Source organism: Novosphingobium ovatum (genome assembly GCF_009909235.1).
Lineage (GTDB): Bacteria > Pseudomonadota > Alphaproteobacteria > Sphingomonadales > Sphingomonadaceae > Novosphingobium > Novosphingobium ovatum.
The window spans coordinates 663,135-677,049 of record NZ_JAAAPO010000001.1 but is presented as its reverse complement, the minus strand read 5'-3'; the positions used below and the strand labels follow the sequence as shown (position 1 = coordinate 677,049).

21 protein-coding genes and 1 tRNA gene are annotated in these 13,915 nt (G+C 63.3%); 17 read left to right on the top strand and 5 right to left on the bottom strand.

Annotated elements, in window-relative coordinates; all coding sequences use genetic code 11:
• Positions 1 to 25 precede the first annotated feature (25 nt).
• Positions 26 to 640 carry a hypothetical protein gene (locus GTZ99_RS03050; protein WP_161716791.1) on the bottom strand — a complete coding sequence of 205 codons (615 nt, stop codon included), beginning with the start codon at positions 638 to 640 and terminating at the stop codon, positions 26 to 28.
• Positions 641 to 649: 9 nt separating this feature from the next.
• Positions 650 to 1,402 carry an XRE family transcriptional regulator gene (locus tag GTZ99_RS03045; RefSeq protein WP_161716790.1) on the bottom strand — a complete coding sequence of 251 codons (753 nt, stop codon included), beginning with the start codon at positions 1,400 to 1,402 and terminating at the stop codon, positions 650 to 652.
• Here GTZ99_RS03045 and GTZ99_RS03040 point away from each other — a divergent pair.
• The 14 genes from GTZ99_RS03040 to GTZ99_RS02975 all read left to right on the top strand — a co-directional run bounded on the left by GTZ99_RS03040 (position 1,389) and on the right by GTZ99_RS02975 (position 8,118).
• Positions 1,389 to 1,697, top strand: coding sequence for a transcriptional regulator (locus GTZ99_RS03040; protein WP_161716789.1), 309 nt, complete (start codon positions 1,389 to 1,391; stop codon positions 1,695 to 1,697). The two genes, GTZ99_RS03045 and GTZ99_RS03040, sit on opposite strands and share 14 nt — an antisense overlap.
• Positions 1,694 to 2,152, top strand: a complete 459-nt coding sequence (locus tag GTZ99_RS03035) for a hypothetical protein (RefSeq protein ID WP_161716788.1) — start codon at positions 1,694 to 1,696, stop codon at positions 2,150 to 2,152. The genes GTZ99_RS03040 and GTZ99_RS03035 overlap by 4 nt, the downstream gene beginning before the upstream one ends.
• A complete protein-coding gene (locus tag GTZ99_RS03030; protein ID WP_161716787.1) occupies positions 2,149 to 2,523 on the top strand; it encodes an ogr/Delta-like zinc finger family protein in 375 nt (124 codons plus the stop codon). Before GTZ99_RS03035 ends, GTZ99_RS03030 begins: the two co-directional genes overlap by 4 nt.
• A 96-nt stretch (positions 2,524 to 2,619) precedes the next feature.
• Positions 2,620 to 2,877 (top strand): hypothetical protein, encoded by a 258-nt coding sequence (locus GTZ99_RS03025; protein WP_161716786.1) that lies wholly within the window; start codon positions 2,620 to 2,622, stop codon positions 2,875 to 2,877.
• Positions 2,874 to 5,525 carry a bifunctional DNA primase/helicase gene (locus GTZ99_RS03020; protein WP_161716785.1) on the top strand — a complete coding sequence of 884 codons (2,652 nt, stop codon included), beginning with the start codon at positions 2,874 to 2,876 and terminating at the stop codon, positions 5,523 to 5,525. Before GTZ99_RS03025 ends, GTZ99_RS03020 begins: the two co-directional genes overlap by 4 nt.
• Positions 5,522 to 6,061 carry a hypothetical protein gene (locus tag GTZ99_RS03015; protein WP_161716784.1) on the top strand — a complete coding sequence of 180 codons (540 nt, stop codon included), beginning with the start codon at positions 5,522 to 5,524 and terminating at the stop codon, positions 6,059 to 6,061. Before GTZ99_RS03020 ends, GTZ99_RS03015 begins: the two co-directional genes overlap by 4 nt.
• A complete protein-coding gene (locus tag GTZ99_RS03010; protein ID WP_161716783.1) occupies positions 6,051 to 6,242 on the top strand; it encodes a hypothetical protein in 192 nt (63 codons plus the stop codon). The genes GTZ99_RS03015 and GTZ99_RS03010 overlap by 11 nt, the downstream gene beginning before the upstream one ends.
• Before the next feature lie 12 nt (positions 6,243 to 6,254).
• Positions 6,255 to 6,473, top strand: coding sequence for a hypothetical protein (locus GTZ99_RS03005; RefSeq protein ID WP_161716782.1), 219 nt, complete (start codon positions 6,255 to 6,257; stop codon positions 6,471 to 6,473).
• Positions 6,470 to 6,679 (top strand): hypothetical protein, encoded by a 210-nt coding sequence (locus GTZ99_RS03000; protein ID WP_161716781.1) that lies wholly within the window; start codon positions 6,470 to 6,472, stop codon positions 6,677 to 6,679. The genes GTZ99_RS03005 and GTZ99_RS03000 overlap by 4 nt, the downstream gene beginning before the upstream one ends.
• The gene (locus GTZ99_RS02995) at positions 6,672 to 6,911 is read left to right on the top strand and encodes a hypothetical protein (protein WP_161716780.1); all 240 of its coding nucleotides are present in this window, start codon (positions 6,672 to 6,674) and stop codon (positions 6,909 to 6,911) included. Before GTZ99_RS03000 ends, GTZ99_RS02995 begins: the two co-directional genes overlap by 8 nt.
• Positions 6,912 to 6,983: 72 nt before the next feature.
• Positions 6,984 to 7,349 (top strand): hypothetical protein, encoded by a 366-nt coding sequence (locus GTZ99_RS02990; RefSeq protein WP_227711037.1) that lies wholly within the window; start codon positions 6,984 to 6,986, stop codon positions 7,347 to 7,349.
• Positions 7,342 to 7,641, top strand: a complete 300-nt coding sequence (locus GTZ99_RS02985) for a hypothetical protein (protein WP_161716778.1) — start codon at positions 7,342 to 7,344, stop codon at positions 7,639 to 7,641. Before GTZ99_RS02990 ends, GTZ99_RS02985 begins: the two co-directional genes overlap by 8 nt.
• A complete protein-coding gene (locus GTZ99_RS02980) occupies positions 7,638 to 7,913 on the top strand; it encodes a hypothetical protein (RefSeq protein WP_161716777.1) in 276 nt (91 codons plus the stop codon). Before GTZ99_RS02985 ends, GTZ99_RS02980 begins: the two co-directional genes overlap by 4 nt.
• A gap of 16 nt (positions 7,914 to 7,929) precedes the next feature.
• Complete coding sequence (locus GTZ99_RS02975) at positions 7,930 to 8,118, top strand: helix-turn-helix transcriptional regulator (protein WP_227711036.1); 189 nt, start codon at positions 7,930 to 7,932, stop codon at positions 8,116 to 8,118.
• A gap of 3 nt (positions 8,119 to 8,121) precedes the next feature.
• Here the strand turns inward: GTZ99_RS02975 and GTZ99_RS02970 are convergent, their stop codons facing one another.
• Positions 8,122 to 9,453, bottom strand: a complete 1,332-nt coding sequence (locus GTZ99_RS02970) for a tyrosine-type recombinase/integrase (RefSeq protein WP_161716776.1) — start codon at positions 9,451 to 9,453, stop codon at positions 8,122 to 8,124.
• A 152-nt stretch (positions 9,454 to 9,605) separates the two neighbouring features.
• A tRNA-Ser gene (locus tag GTZ99_RS02965) sits at positions 9,606 to 9,695 on the bottom strand.
• Between the two features lie 153 nt (positions 9,696 to 9,848).
• Between GTZ99_RS02965 and hspQ the strand changes: the two genes are divergently transcribed.
• Entirely contained in the window at positions 9,849 to 10,229 is a 381-nt protein-coding gene (gene hspQ / locus GTZ99_RS02960) for a heat shock protein HspQ (RefSeq protein WP_161717044.1), read from the top strand.
• A 90-nt stretch (positions 10,230 to 10,319) separates the two neighbouring features.
• Here hspQ and GTZ99_RS02955 read toward each other — a convergent pair whose 3' ends face one another.
• Positions 10,320 to 11,225, bottom strand: coding sequence for an ABC transporter permease (locus GTZ99_RS02955; protein ID WP_161716775.1), 906 nt, complete (start codon positions 11,223 to 11,225; stop codon positions 10,320 to 10,322).
• Between the two features lie 79 nt (positions 11,226 to 11,304).
• On the opposite strand from GTZ99_RS02955, the gene GTZ99_RS02950 reads away from it, so the two are divergent.
• Both GTZ99_RS02950 and GTZ99_RS02945 read left to right on the top strand, forming a co-directional pair.
• Positions 11,305 to 12,036 carry a GcrA family cell cycle regulator gene (locus GTZ99_RS02950; protein ID WP_161716774.1) on the top strand — a complete coding sequence of 244 codons (732 nt, stop codon included), beginning with the start codon at positions 11,305 to 11,307 and terminating at the stop codon, positions 12,034 to 12,036.
• Between the two features lie 107 nt (positions 12,037 to 12,143).
• On the top strand, positions 12,144 to 13,892 hold the full coding sequence (locus tag GTZ99_RS02945; RefSeq protein ID WP_161716773.1) for a hypothetical protein: 1,749 nt from the start codon (positions 12,144 to 12,146) through the stop codon (positions 13,890 to 13,892).
• Positions 13,893 to 13,915: the final 23 nt, after the last annotated feature.

Here is a 13,915-nt window from a genome sequence, read left to right as displayed (position 1 = left end):
GCTGACGTTTGAGGGGGCTTGGCTACTATCCTGCCTGCCAATTGGTAATCTTGTCGTAGCTAAACCCAACCTCACTTTTTGACTTTCTCACCCAGCCGCGCACTTCTTTTGAATATGCCTTCCACATGGATATGTCGTGCGTTTTGATTTCACCATCTGCATCGGCGTACTGAAATCTGGCCCACTTCCCAGATTTACCCATCCATTCAGGCCTATCCCCTTTTTCACGGATCTGTCTATTCACCCACCCGAGGCGCCACTTTCCAGCTTCAAGATCCTCATCCGCCTTTTCTCGCTGTGCCTCGTAATCGTCACGATCCATATCCCGGCGCGAATTACGAAGGCTTTCAATCTCGATTTTTGCCAGATCGATCTCCAGCTCAATTTGCGATTTATAGTCCTCAAGCGAGATTTTTCCGGCCTGCATGGCATCATAGTGCTCTTGCAGTCTGCCATCCGTCCCCTTCGCCTCGTCTATGGCCCATTTCGCGCGTATTTCGACCATCAGCGCCTCAGCTTGACGATCCTCTTCGCGCTTTTTCGCAAGGCTCGTTTTTCGCTCCTGCTCTCGCTTTTTGCTCTCTAATGCGGCGGCGTCTAACTTCGCTTTGATTTCACCGAGCCACGACCGAATGCCCACAATGCCCCCTCAGATTTTCCGAACGATAGCGACAACCCGGCCCAGCAGGTGCAATTCGCCGTCATAGGCGACATCTTCGCGGACATGGGGGTTGTCGGACATGATCCGCACCCCAGCGTCCTTTGTATAACGAAGCCGCTTGATCATCCCCAGCCCGCAATAGGACAGCGCCCAAATCTGATCCGCCACGCGCATTGTGGTTTCGGAGGTATCAATGAGCAGAATGTCGCAATCCAGAATGGTCGGCATCATCGAGTCGCCAGCCCCCCGCGCAAAGTATAATTTGTCAGGAGATGTAGTTGTGAAATTCTGCAACCAACGGCGTGAAAATTGTGCGCGCTGGGCCGTGACCGGCATGTCCATGAAGGTGGCGCCCATGCCAAAGGCCAGATCCAATTCCGGTAATTCGACCAAATCATGATCAACTGGCGCGATGATGCGCGTCACACCAGTCTCGCCAAAATCCTCGACCTCACCGGATAGATAGGCTGGTGACACATCTAACGCCGTGGCGATCTCATAGATATGGGACGAACTTTTCGCGCGGCCATTGATCAATTTATTGACCATGTTCGCACTGATCCCTGCCGCGCGCGCCAATGACGACTGGCTCATGTCCCTGCGTTCTAGCGCGGCCTGAAGGCGGTCGGGTCGAATCATCGCCAGCACCCTACAACCGAAGTTGCAGGACTGCCCCATGTGACTTTGGCTATTGACATTAGCCAAGGTGGATTTCATACCTTCAACCATGGTTGCAGACATCACCCCTTACGAAGCCCTCATGCTGGCGGTGGATCGCGCAGGATCGCAATCCGCCTTGGCACGGGAATTAGGCACATCTCACACAGCGGTCTGGAAATGGGTTCAAAGCTCCAAGCGCCTCCCCGCCGAACACGTCTTGGCCGTTGAGGCCGCCACCGGCGTTTCGCGCCACCATCTGCGCCCAGACATCTACCCCATCGAGCTGCCGCCTGTCGGGCGCTGGTATGGTGTAGATCAAACCACATCGCGCGCCCATTTCAATGGACGAGACTTTCCGAAGGGAGCCGCCGCATGACAAAGCGCCGCGAACCCCTGACCTATCACCACACCCTGACAAAGGTGGCCGCCCGGCTGGGCTGGGACCGGTGCGCCGCGATCTGTGGCGTGACCGAACGCATGGTGCGGTACTGGTCCGATCCCGATTGCGAGACCGAAATCCGCATGATCGATGCCGAACGGCTGGACCGCGCATATATGGACCATGGCGGTGATCATGCGCCGTTCCAACGCCTGATGACGCTGCGGCTGGATCTGGCCGGGCGGCAACATCACGCCGATCTGGCCCACGCCAGCAGCATGGCGGCAAAGGAAGCCGGCGAGGCCATCAGCGCCATGATAGAGGCGACCACGCCCAACTGTCCCGCCAGCATCCGTATGCGGGCAAAGGTGGAGGCGGAACAGGCCATCGAGGCCCTGACCAACGGCATCGCCGCACTGAACGCGGCCGAGCGTAAGGAGACGGCGCAATGAGCGGCGAAGGACACCTGCGCGCGCGCCCTTTGATCCACGCGCCGCTGGAAATGCGCCTGCGCAGCGGGGGCACGCTGGCCAAGGACCGCGCATTCGCCACATGCCCCGATTGCGACGCGCCGATGATCATCCGCCGGTCTGAACGCATGACCCACACGGTCAAAACGATGGATGTGATTTGCAGCAACCCCGGATGCGGCACCACCGGCGCGATGGAGCTGACCTTCACCCACACCTATACCCGCAGCCGCACCCCGCGCCCCGGCCTGCACCTGACCGAATGCCCGCGTGACCGCGTGCCACAGATCATGCCGCCCCGCCCCGGCGCGGACGACGATGATCAGTTGAGCATGTTTGCCCCGCCGGGCTGATCCAGTCCGGCCACCACCACCCGAAATTCTGACACCACACACGGCGGCAAACCCGCCGAGGGGGATGCTTTGTCCTACGAAAACCCGGCCCAATATATGATCGACACCGCCGCGATGGCGCCACCGGTCAATCCCGCCATCGATCGGATGGAACGCCAGATCGCGGCGATGCGCCACATGGCCGTGGCCGCCTATCGCGCCGCGCTGATGCTGGCGGCCACACTGGCCGCGCTGCTGATCATCATCCATGCCTGCCGCATGTGGCCATGGGCCGCGCCGGTGATGCAGGGCGCGGGCCTGACCATGGCCATCGCCGCCTATGCCACGGCCCTGATCCGGGGGCGCGGCCGGTGAACCTGTCAGACGAGATCATCAAGGGCCTGAAGGCCCGGTTTCAGTTCCGCAAGACGCGGGGCGCGTGGATGCAGGAGGGCAAATGCCCGCAATGCGGCAAAATGGAGGCATATTGCGCCGCCGAAGACCCCAAGGTCATCAAGTGCAACCGGATCGAAAAATGCGGCTGGGAAGACACCGTCCGCAATCAGTTGCCCGACCTGTTCGAGGATTGGTCGAAACGCCACCCCACCACCCCGGAAAATCCCACCGCGACGGCTGACGCCTATTTGCTGCACGAACGCGGGCTGGATCTGCGCCTGCTGCGCGGCAGCTATACGCAGGAGCTGTTCCGCGATCAGAAGACCGGCGCCACCAGCGCGACGGTGCGGTTCAAGGTGGGCGAGACCCATTGGGAACGGATCATCGACAAGCCGGGCCGGTTCGAAAAGAAGGCCCATTTCACCTATGGCGGCAGCTGGAAGGGCCACGTTTGGGCGCCCCCGGCCACCACGCTGGAGGTGCAGGCCCGCGCCGATGAAATCCTGATCGCCGAGGGGATTTTTGACGCGACGGCCCTGACACAGGTGCACCGGGTGGCCGTGTCGGCCATGTCGGTCAACGTCTGGCCGGATCGCTGGCTGGCCGAACTGCGCGCCGAATGCGTGCGCATCGGCCGCAAGGATTTCCCGCGTCTGGTCTTTGCCTTTGATGTCGGCGCGGCCGGGGTCAAATGGACCCGAAACTTTGTCGATCGAGCGAAAAAGGAAGGCTGGGAAGCCGAGGCGATGCAGGTGCGCCCCGATGGCGAGGGCACCAAGCTGGACTGGAACGACCTGCTGCTGCGCCATCTGGATTGGGATGGCGAGGGCCAAGACCCGATGGGCGACGAGGCGTTCGCGACCTATCGCTATAACGGGGCGATCACCATCGCCAAAACCGCCCGCGAAAAGGCCATCCTGATGGCCGACCAAAAGGTTGCCGTGGCCGCGTTCGAATTCCGCCACGGCAACCGGCTGTGGTGGGCCAAGGTCACATTCGACGAAGACAGCGATCCGCCCAAACGCCGGGTGCAGGTGGAGGAGATCGCCAACTGCGCATTCCGCCTGCTGTATCGCGAACGCGACGAGATCGAGGATGAGACGAACTATTTCTTACAGGTCGATTTCCCTGATCAACCGACGGTGAAGGCGCGCTTTACCCACGGTGCATGTGCCAACAGCAGCGAGTTCAAGAAACGGCTGATGGCGTTTGCCGGGATGTGGAAAGGTTCTGGCGAACAGCTGGACCGGATCATGGGAACCCAGATGCGCCGGCTGAAGGTCGTGCGCCCCATCGCCTTCACCGGATACAGCCGCGAGGACGAGGCTTGGGTGCTGGGCGATCTGGCGGTGCGAAATGGCCGCATTGAGCAGGTCAATGCTGACAAATATTTCGACTTTGGAAAATCTGCGGTCAAATTGCGTAGCGCCGAGCGTCTGCTCGACATCACCTATGATCCCGATCGGCTGAAATTCGACTGGCTCCCTCTGCTGTGGACGGCGTGGGGAGCGAAGGGCGTGGTCGCACTCGCATTCTTCACCATGAGCCTGTTTGCGGTGCAGATCCGAAAAAGGGATGGGTCGCTCGGCTTTCTGGAAATCACGGGCGAGGCAGGCGCGGGGAAATCCACACTGGTGGAATTCCTCTGGCGGCTGTTCGGCAGGCTGGAATACGAAGGCTTTGACCCGAACAAGACCACGCGCGCCGGTATGGCCCGCGAATTGGTCAAGGTGTCAGGACTGCCGGTCGGCCTGATCGAGGGCCGCCGCGACGATGATAAGCGCACCGGTCAGGCGCAGTTCGATTATAACGAGCTGCTGGTCCTGTATAATGGCCGCGCACCGCGCACCATCGGCGCGAAAACGGGGGGATACGAAACCTACTCTCCCCCGTTCCAAGGCTCGATCTATCTGATGCAGAACGAGCGGATCGACGGCATTCCGGCCGTGCTGGAACGCCTGATGTCGATGCGCATCGACAAGGCATCATGGTCGCCCGCGACCAAAGAAGCCGCGACGAAGCTTAAGCGCTGGCCTCTGACTGATGTCAGCGGGACCATCGTGCATGTTGTCCGGCAAGAGGCGGCATATCTCGACCACTTCTTCAAGCGGTTCGAGATCCACGATGCCGAGATGCCCAAGCGGGTGGCGGGCCTGCACAATGCCCGACCGATCATGTGCCACGCCCAGTTGGCCGCCGCCGTGGAATGCCTGCCCGGCCTGTTCCCTGCGATGCGCCCCGAATGGGTGGCGCAAACGCTGGAACTGGTCGACGCGATGGCGCTGGACCGTCAGGAAAGCGCGGGCGGCGATCACCCGACCGTGGCTTCATTCTGGGAGAAGGTGGATTACCTGATCAGCCGCGAAAGCGCGACCGATCACGGCGATGGAAAGAGCCTGAACCAGCACCGCGATGCCGAGAGCCTGATGGCGATCAGCCTGAACGATTTCGAGGCGCGCTGCCGCCACGCGGGCATCAGCACCCCGGATATGGACACCCTGCGCAAGGCCCTGCGCGGCAGCAAATCGCGCAAGTGGCTGGCGACCAAGGCGGTGAACAACCCCGCCGGGCGCAGCGTCAAATGCTGGGTGTTTGAACAGCCCAAGCGTCAGGAGCGCGTAATATGACCGCGCCCCGCCGCCGCCCGGCCGCCGCGCCCACCGCGCCCGGCCGCGTCAGCTATGACATCAGCCCGCCCGCCCTGCGCGTGTGGCACGGCATCGAGGCCGAAGACCCACCCGCGCGACGCCATGACTATCCGGCCCTGCTGGAGATGGCCGAGCGGATGCTGGCCCAACGCACCCGGCGCTATCCCGACATGGTGCGGGCCGGTCAGATCGGCGCCGACGCGGCGCAGGCCGAGATCGATACATGCCGGGCCATCGTGGCCGATTGGCAATGGATCATCAGCGGCGCAGGTGCCCCGGCACCGCTGACCACGCTGGCCGCCCGCGCCGATCTGTTGGACCGGGCCATCCAGACCATCGCCGACATCGCCCGCGATGCAGGCGGTTTTACCGATGATCTGGCCGACGCGGCGCAGCTGGTGATCGCCATGCGCTGGCACCTTCTGCCGGAACGCCGGACCCATTCCATCGCCCGCCTGAACCACGAACTGCGCGCGGGCACTTTCTTTCAAGCTGGAGGCAATCATGCACGCTAAACTGCATACGCTGGACTGCGCCTGTCACCGGTGCGTCAACGCCCATCCCCACCCGTCTGATCACCGTATGGCCCGCCACGGCTGGACCGGGATGGCGCTGTTCCTTTTCCTGTTCTGGGCCTTCCCCGGCCGCTGGCTGCTGGCCGCCGGTTGGGCCGCGCTCTCCACCATCATCCGCTGAAAGGATCGCACCATGCCGCATCCCATCACCCATTCCCGCCTGTCACCCGGCGCGGTTGGCCGCCCTATCCCCCAGCCCATCGCGCTGGTCATCTGCACCGGGTGCGAAGCCGAGGCCTTCACCAAGCCCGGCCACCTGCCGCACGATTGGCAGGTGGAGGCCCATGGCGACATGCATTTCGCATTCTGCCCCGATTGCGCCATCGATCTGCCAAAGGGCGACGGCCAGTGAGCCGGGCTGATAGGGCTGCGCAGCTGCGCGCGCGCATCGCCACGCTGGACGCCATGCGCATGGCCCGCCCCCTGACGCCAGAGGAGCGCGCCGAGGCCGACCAGCTGACCCACCGGCTGTATATGAGCGAATACCACCGCAACGCGGCCGGTCGCCTGACTGACAGCCGCCGCCGCGCCCGGATGATCACGGCCTGCCATGGCTAAGGGCCAGTCCAGGGCGGAACATCTGCGCGAACACCGCGCGGTCTTTGAACTGGCGATGCAGCTGGGCTGTTCGCTGGATACCGCCGCCCAGGAACTGGCCCGCCGCCGCGCATGGGCGCGCCTGAACGCCTCCACCGCCCGCCTGCGGGCAAAGATGGCCGGCGCGCCAACCACCACCTCCCAACCAACCCCACCACCGGCCAAACCGGCCCCGTGGTGGGTCGAACTCTAACAACAGGAAGCCCCGCAAATGCCTAAATCTTGTCACGTCCAGTTAAAGCGCTGCCCATTTTGCGGAGAGGAGATGGCGCGGAACAAGAGCAAATTTAATCCCTACGCATACTGCGACACCGAAGGATGCTGGTTGGCTGATCGCAAAATCTCAATCCCACTGGATGATCCGACCCAAGTCGCATCATTCAATAAGCGTGCGATCGACAAGGTTATTGAGACAATAAACCTGCGCCTACAGGAAGGCGGGAGGCAGATTTCGCGTTTGGCCATGCGCCTGACGACCAATGAAGCACTGCAGGCGCCTACCCCGCGCTGGGCTGGCCTTCATCCTTTCCAACGGGCCGAAGAAATCGGGAAGGCCAAAGCAGAACACGATCAAGCCATTCTCGATGCGAGAGCCTTCGTGGCCGATCTGGAGGGCAAAACCGATGCCTAAGCCCCTCACCCACACCATGCGCCAGCGGCTGCTGGCGGCCTATGATCACGCGGCAGAGATGGCGAAGGCGGGATTTCATCCGCTGGGCATCATCCGGTCTCTTCAGGCGAACCACCGGGCGACCTATGGCTATGCCTGCGGCACCGAACGGCTGCGCTGTGCCGGGGTGGAGGTGACCTGCACCAGCGGCACCCACCCCAAGATGCTGAACGCTTGGATGGCCAAGGCCGCCGCGCGCCTGGACGAAGAAAGGGCCGCCGGATTGGAAAGTCTGACTGGAGGGAAGCAATGATCCGCACACCACGTTACGGCGATGCGCCCCCGAATGCCCGCAGCCGGATGGCAAGGCGGCGCTATGAGATCAAGGAAGCCGCCCGCAAGCGGCACCGGAACTATAGCATCGGGTTCGCATCGGCCCTGCAATTCTGGAAAGAATACCCCAGCCCAGAGTGCTGGGGCTGGACCACAGAAGGCCCCCTGCCGCGCCGCAAAATTGTTAAGCGGCATAAACGCCGCGTCAACATCGCGAAGTTTCGGGCCGAGGCGCATTGGCTGCCATTCTGATGCCAAGGAGTGAAGGTTGAATAATACCGGTAATGCCCGGCTCCTGCGCATCACGGATGTCATGGAGCGGACCACGCTGTCTCGATCGTATATCTATGCCAAGGTGCGGCGCGGTGAATTTCCCGCGCCGATCAGCCTCGGCTCTAAATGCTCCCGCTGGCATGTGGCCGATGTCGACGCATGGATACGAGAGCGCCAATCCTGAAACCTATCGTCGGGGCCTGCCCGGCCCCGACGCAGCCCAGCGGATCGGCTGCCCCATGTGGACCTCTGGCGGCCACATGCTTTGCATCAGGATCTGCGCCCATTCACAGGCCAATTCGCGCCGCCGGTCCATATAGGATGCCCGGTTATAGGCGCCCTCCACCTGATCTTTGGGGACATGCGCCAGCATCAGGTCGATGATCGCGCGATCGGGCGATGCCCCCTTGTGACCAGCGTCCCGCCATGCACGTTCGCAGCGCTCATTCATGATCGTCGAGAAGGCTGAACGGAAACCATGCGGGACATGCCGCTGGTAATAGCCGGCGCGGATCAACAGGGCGCGCAGCGTGTTCTCTGACATCGGTTTGTGCGGATGCCGATCGCTGGGCCAGATCAACTCCAGATCACCCGTCAACTGTTCCATGCACCGCAGGATCGCCACCGCCTCGGGCGCCAGCGGCACAAGGTGATCGCCATCCTCCTCTGCCTTTCGGTCCTTGTCCCCCTTCATCCGCGCGGCCGGGATGCGCCACAGCGGCGCATCGCCATCCAGCCCTTCCATTTCACTCCAGCGCGCATCGTGCAGCTCGTTCGCGCGCACGGCCGTCAGGGCAAGGAACCGCAGCGCCAGCTTGGTGCTGGCGCGACACCGTTCGGCCTCACAGTCGACCATCAACTGGCGCAGGGCATCCAGATCGATAATCGCCGGCTGCTTTTTAGATTTCGGCACGGGCGGTAGGGCGATGACCAGCTTTGCCGCCGGATCATTCAGCACCTCACCCTTCGCCACCGCATAGATGAAAATGGCACTGATCCGCTGACACACCCGGTGCGCCGTCTCGATAGCGCCTCGATCGACGATGCGTTGAAGGACCGCATATACCTCGGCAGCCGTGATATCAGTGATAGGACGCGCGGCCAGATAGGGATACACATCGATATCAAGCCGATCGAGAACGTTCTGGGCATGAACAGTCGACCAGCGCTTGGCCTGCAATTTATACCAGGCGCGGCCCATCTCACCGAATGTCATTCGGGCGGCATCGCCCTTGCGGAACAGGTCGGAGGGCTTGGGCTCGACGCCCTTCGCCAACAGAGCCTTGGCCACGTCGCGCGCCGCGCGCGCATCCTTCAATGATATCGCTGGGTATGGACCGATGGTCAGCGTCTTTTGCGCGGGCTTTCCCTGACCATTTCGGCCGAACTGATAGTTCATCCGCCATGATCGGCCGCCGGTGGCCGAAACATGCAGATAGAGCTGCTCGCCGTCCGTCAGCTTGTAGGCCTTACCCGTGGCCTTCGCATTGCGCAGCCGCGTGTCCGTCAGACCGGCCATACCATATCACCCGAATCGCATACCATAGATCAAACCATAGCACGGCGTGGATGCATGAGGACAAATGGAGACGCATGTGGATGAATGACACACGGAAACCCTTGGGTTTCCGGCTCATTCTAGAGCCATACGCATGCATGTGGATGAGAAATTGGCGGAGAGGCAGGGATTCGAACCCTGGATACCCTCACGAGTATGCCGCATTTCGAGTGCGGTGCATTCGACCACTCTGCCACCTCTCCGCAGAGGTTTTGGATGAAACCGCAAGGGCTTCGTCCCGGTCGGGAGCCGCCCTCTAGCCAACGAATCGCCCCTTGCCAAGCCCTTATTTTCGCTTGCGTGATTTTCCTGTGTGGTCGCTTGTTTCGCGCCCGCACAAAACCTATATTCGCCATATGGAACGCGCCAGCTTCTTCTCCCCGCAGGCGGGCCGACACATCGATATGCCTCGCGCCTCACGCGCGCGGTTTGGCATCGGTGATGTGGTCCGCCACCGCCAGCATGACTTTCGCGGCGTGGTGTTCGATGTCGACCCCGTCTTTTCCAATAGCGAGGAATGGTACGAATCGATCCCGCAGGACCGCCGCCCGGCGCGTGAACAGCCCTATTACCACCTGTTCGCCGAAAACGAAGAACAGAGCTATATCGCCTATGTCAGCCAGCAGAACCTGGTTGCCGACGCCGATGGCGGGCCGATCGACCACCCCCATCTGGACGAGGTGTTTGAGCAGTTCGACGGCGAACGCTACCGCCTGCGCGCGGCCTTTAGCCAGTAACGCGGGCTCGACCGCCGCAGTGCAACAAAAAAGACCCGCCGGGCTGGAACGCCACGGCGGGTCTTTTTGCGTCAGCGCGTCAGGTGTGGTTCAGCCCTTCAGCTTCCAACCGGACCGCAGCACGTAATAGGTCACCACCGCCACCGCCGCGTTCAGCAACCCGATGCCCAGCGCCCCGTGCAGCACCGCCATATTGGTCGCGCCAATGTCGCTTTGCCCCAGAAAGCCAAAGCGGAAGCCCGAGATGATGTAGAAAAACGGGTTCACCCGGCTGATCGCTTGAAACGCGGGGTGCAGATTGTCGATGACATAAAACGTGCCCGACAACAGAGACAAAGGCTGGATGACGAAATTGGTGATCGCCGCATTGTGATCAAACTTTTCCGCCCAGATCGACGAGAGCAGCCCGATCAACGCCAGCAGCAGCGCGCCGTTCAACCCAAACCACACCACCGCCCAGGGATGCGCCATGGCCAACGACACGCCCGGCCACAAAAGCATCGCCCCGCCCAGCGCCAGCGCCACCATCACGCCGCGCGTGATCGCGCCAGCCACCATGCCCACCATCAGTTCGGCGGTCGACAGCGGCGGCATCAGGAAATCGATGATCGTCCCCATCATCTTGCCCGACAGGAAACTGAACGAGGCGTTCTGGAAGGCGTTGTTCATCATCCCCATCGCGATCAGCCCCGGCGCGATGAAGGTGGCAAAATTCACCCCCAGCACCAAGCGGTCCCCCCGCCCCATCGCCAGCGAGAAAATCACCAGAAACAGCAGGGTCGTGATCGCGGGCGCCCAGACGGTCTGAGTCTGGACTTTCATGAATCGCCGCACCTCTTTGGAGTACAGCGTCCACAGCCCCAACCAGTTGACGCCATGGATCGTGGGCTCTCCATGCGCGGGAAAATGCCGCAAAACGGCAGCGCCGGATGCAGAATCAGCGGAAAGGGCGTCATCGGGCAGCGGCCCGGTGGTGAAGCGGGGTTGATCGGCCATACACAGGCGACTATCGGAGGGTTTCACGCGTGGCAAGCCTTGGCGGTTTGCCGGCCTATAGAGAAGTTGCGAAAACCCGATGAGCTGGACCGAAGAACGCATCGAAAAGCTGACCAAGATGTGGGAAGGTGGCGCCACCGCCAGCCAGATCGCCGAAGAGCTGGGCGGGGTGAGCCGCAATGCCGTTATCGGCAAGGCGCACCGTCTGGGCCTGAAGGCCCGCCCCAGCCCGGTCAAGGCCGCCGAACGCAGCGAGGACGAGGCCCCCGCGCCCAAGCCCGCCCGTGCGGCCGCCCCGCCGCCTCCACCGGCCGAACCCGCGCCCGCCCCTGCGTCGCAGGCCGCCGCGCCATCGGCCGCGCCCACGCCGCCGCCCGCGCCGCGCGCCGCCCCTGTGGCACCGCCGCCGCCCGCAGCGCCCGTTCAGGCCGCCGCCCCTGCCGCTCCGTCCGATGCGCCGCCCGCGCCGCCCGCACCGCGAATCGTCTCGGTCGGGCCGGGCGGGTTCCTGCGTCAGGGCCCCGGTGAGCAGCAAGCCCCGATCCCGCCCGCGCCCCCGCGCCGTCTGGTCCCGGCCAAGCCCAGCCCCGAGATCGCCGACAAGACCAGCCTGCTGGATCTGAACGACCGCATCTGCCGCTGGCCCATGGGCCACCCCGGTGAGCCTGACTTCCACTTCTGCGGCGACAAGGTGAACCCCGGTTTCCCCTATTGCGTCGAGCATTGCGGCCGCGCCTATCAGGCGCAATTGCCGCGCGGCCATCGCCGCCCGCCGCCGCCGCTGCCGTTTGGCAATCCGCGCGTGCGCTGATTCGCGCCGCCGCCATCACCTGATGCCTTGCCGCCGGATGGAACGCCCATGTTCTGTCCGGCGGTGATCTTTTGCCCCTCCCGCTTTTCAGGCGCACCGCCCCAGCCATGACCCGCTCCCCCGGCACCTTGTTCGACCTGCTGCGCAAAGGCGTGGTGGCGCTGTTCATGCTGGCGCTGCTGTGCGGCATGGCGCTGCCGCTCTACAGCGACGAGGTGGGCTGGCGGTTGCAGGAACGCGCCGGGCTGGACGGGCTGGACAAGCTCTACGCCGAGCAGTGCGGCCCCAACACGCTGGCCGTGCCACCGTTCTTCATGTGGCCGGTGCGGTGGTATTCGGCCTTTTTCAACACGCTGCTGCCCGATCCGTTCTGGGTGCGGGTGTCGGGCGTGGGCTATATGCTGGTGTGGGTGTGGCTGGTGCTGCGCCTGATCGGACGAATCGGGCGCGACACGGCCCAGCGGCAGGTGATGGCGATCATCGCCCTCTCGCTGATGGGCTTTGGCGTGCTGCCGCTGTTGCTGGTGTGGAGCCGCCCGGAACAGCCGATCCTGCTGGCCATCACCGCAGCCCTGGTGATCGCGGCCAAGGGCTGGCGCAGTCCGGGCAATGTCTTTGCCCCCTTTGCCGGCGCGGCCTATGCCGAGGGGGACGACAGCCCGGCCACCGCATGGCGCCGGTCATTGGCCATTCTGGCGCTGGGCATCATCGCCCTGTCCTATCATTTCAAGGCGGTACTGCTGATCCCCGCCTTTGCCGGGGCGATCATGTTTGCCAGCCGCGGGCGGCGGGTGATGCCGATCCGGGTGCTGGCGATGGTGCTGCTGTTTGCCGCCACGGCCGCCTCGTGGAGCTATTGGACGCAGCGGCTGGCCTGTCCCAATGACCCGATCATCGCGGCCGCACATGCCAAGGAAAATCTGGGTGGGCAGATGGTGTCGGGGGACCGCTCGAAACTGGCGATTCTGGGCGATGTGATCGCCAATTACCGGCCGCACAAATATGTCGACATGGCCGCCCCCACGGTCAAGCCGATGACCTTCTGGCTGCCGCACAACCGCGTCTCGGACGAGGAGATGCATGGCTGGCAGGGCGGCATGGCGGCGATCTGGGCGCTGGCGCTGGCGCTGGGGGCGGTCAGCCTGCTGGCGGGCCTGTGGAACGCATGGCGGCACCGCGTGCTGCCGCCCGAACCGGTGCTGGCGCTGTTGCTGTATGGCGGCGCATCGGTGTGGATGGTCAGCCAACTGGTGCGGCACGCCTATGAATCCAGCTTTGTCCTGCCGCTGGTGATGCTCTCGATCGTGCTGGGGCTGGCCGCGCCGCACAACCGGCCGATGCTCCGTCAGGCGGGCGAAGTTCTCTCCCTAGCCTTTGCCCCGCTGATGGCGTTGAGCCTCATTCTGGTTGCCGGCTATTACGGCACGCCACTGGTACAGGCCACACGGGCGCGCGGCTATATCGTCGCCAACAGCCAGTTCTGGTCGGTGCCGCTGTATGGCTATGGCGCGGTGCGCGATGACCTGACGGCGCTGGCGCGGCAATGCCACCTGCCCCCGCCCGAAAACGCCAGCCATGTGCTGATCGATGACACGACCTATTTCACCTATATGCGCGCGCGCCTGCCACAGCACCATCTGGCGGTGACGATGGGCATCCTGAGCGGCACGGTGCAGGACCCGGTGGCCTATTTGCGGGCCAAGCATTCGTCAGGAATTCTGGTGGGTTGTCATTGGCTTCCGGCCCATTTGCGGGAACGCGCACACACCCGTGGCATGTATTGCTGCCTGACCCCGGCCGACTGGGACAAGCCGCTGCCCGCCCCCTTGACCAAGCCCGCGCCGTCCACGCGCTGAGGGCGGCGCATTTTTTCCGCGCG

Coding starts and splice junctions, on each gene's coding strand:
- GTZ99_RS03040 (WP_161716789.1), top strand. CDS start 1,389: ATGGTTGCAGACATCACCCCTTACGAAGCCCTCATGCTGGCGGTGGAT.
- GTZ99_RS03045 (WP_161716790.1), bottom strand. CDS start 1,402: ATGTCTGCAACCATGGTTGAAGGTATGAAATCCACCTTGGCTAATGTC.
- GTZ99_RS03035 (WP_161716788.1), top strand. CDS start 1,694: ATGACAAAGCGCCGCGAACCCCTGACCTATCACCACACCCTGACAAAG.
- GTZ99_RS03030 (WP_161716787.1), top strand. CDS start 2,149: ATGAGCGGCGAAGGACACCTGCGCGCGCGCCCTTTGATCCACGCGCCG.
- GTZ99_RS03025 (WP_161716786.1), top strand. CDS start 2,620: ATGATCGACACCGCCGCGATGGCGCCACCGGTCAATCCCGCCATCGAT.
- GTZ99_RS03015 (WP_161716784.1), top strand. CDS start 5,522: ATGACCGCGCCCCGCCGCCGCCCGGCCGCCGCGCCCACCGCGCCCGGC.
- GTZ99_RS03010 (WP_161716783.1), top strand. CDS start 6,051: ATGCACGCTAAACTGCATACGCTGGACTGCGCCTGTCACCGGTGCGTC.
- GTZ99_RS03005 (WP_161716782.1), top strand. CDS start 6,255: ATGCCGCATCCCATCACCCATTCCCGCCTGTCACCCGGCGCGGTTGGC.
- GTZ99_RS02995 (WP_161716780.1), top strand. CDS start 6,672: ATGGCTAAGGGCCAGTCCAGGGCGGAACATCTGCGCGAACACCGCGCG.
- GTZ99_RS02990 (WP_227711037.1), top strand. CDS start 6,984: ATGGCGCGGAACAAGAGCAAATTTAATCCCTACGCATACTGCGACACC.
- GTZ99_RS02985 (WP_161716778.1), top strand. CDS start 7,342: ATGCCTAAGCCCCTCACCCACACCATGCGCCAGCGGCTGCTGGCGGCC.
- GTZ99_RS02980 (WP_161716777.1), top strand. CDS start 7,638: ATGATCCGCACACCACGTTACGGCGATGCGCCCCCGAATGCCCGCAGC.
- GTZ99_RS02970 (WP_161716776.1), bottom strand. CDS start 9,453: ATGGCCGGTCTGACGGACACGCGGCTGCGCAATGCGAAGGCCACGGGT.
- hspQ (WP_161717044.1), top strand. CDS start 9,849: ATGGAACGCGCCAGCTTCTTCTCCCCGCAGGCGGGCCGACACATCGAT.
- GTZ99_RS02955 (WP_161716775.1), bottom strand. CDS start 11,225: ATGGCCGATCAACCCCGCTTCACCACCGGGCCGCTGCCCGATGACGCC.
- GTZ99_RS02950 (WP_161716774.1), top strand. CDS start 11,305: ATGAGCTGGACCGAAGAACGCATCGAAAAGCTGACCAAGATGTGGGAA.
- GTZ99_RS02945 (WP_161716773.1), top strand. CDS start 12,144: ATGACCCGCTCCCCCGGCACCTTGTTCGACCTGCTGCGCAAAGGCGTG.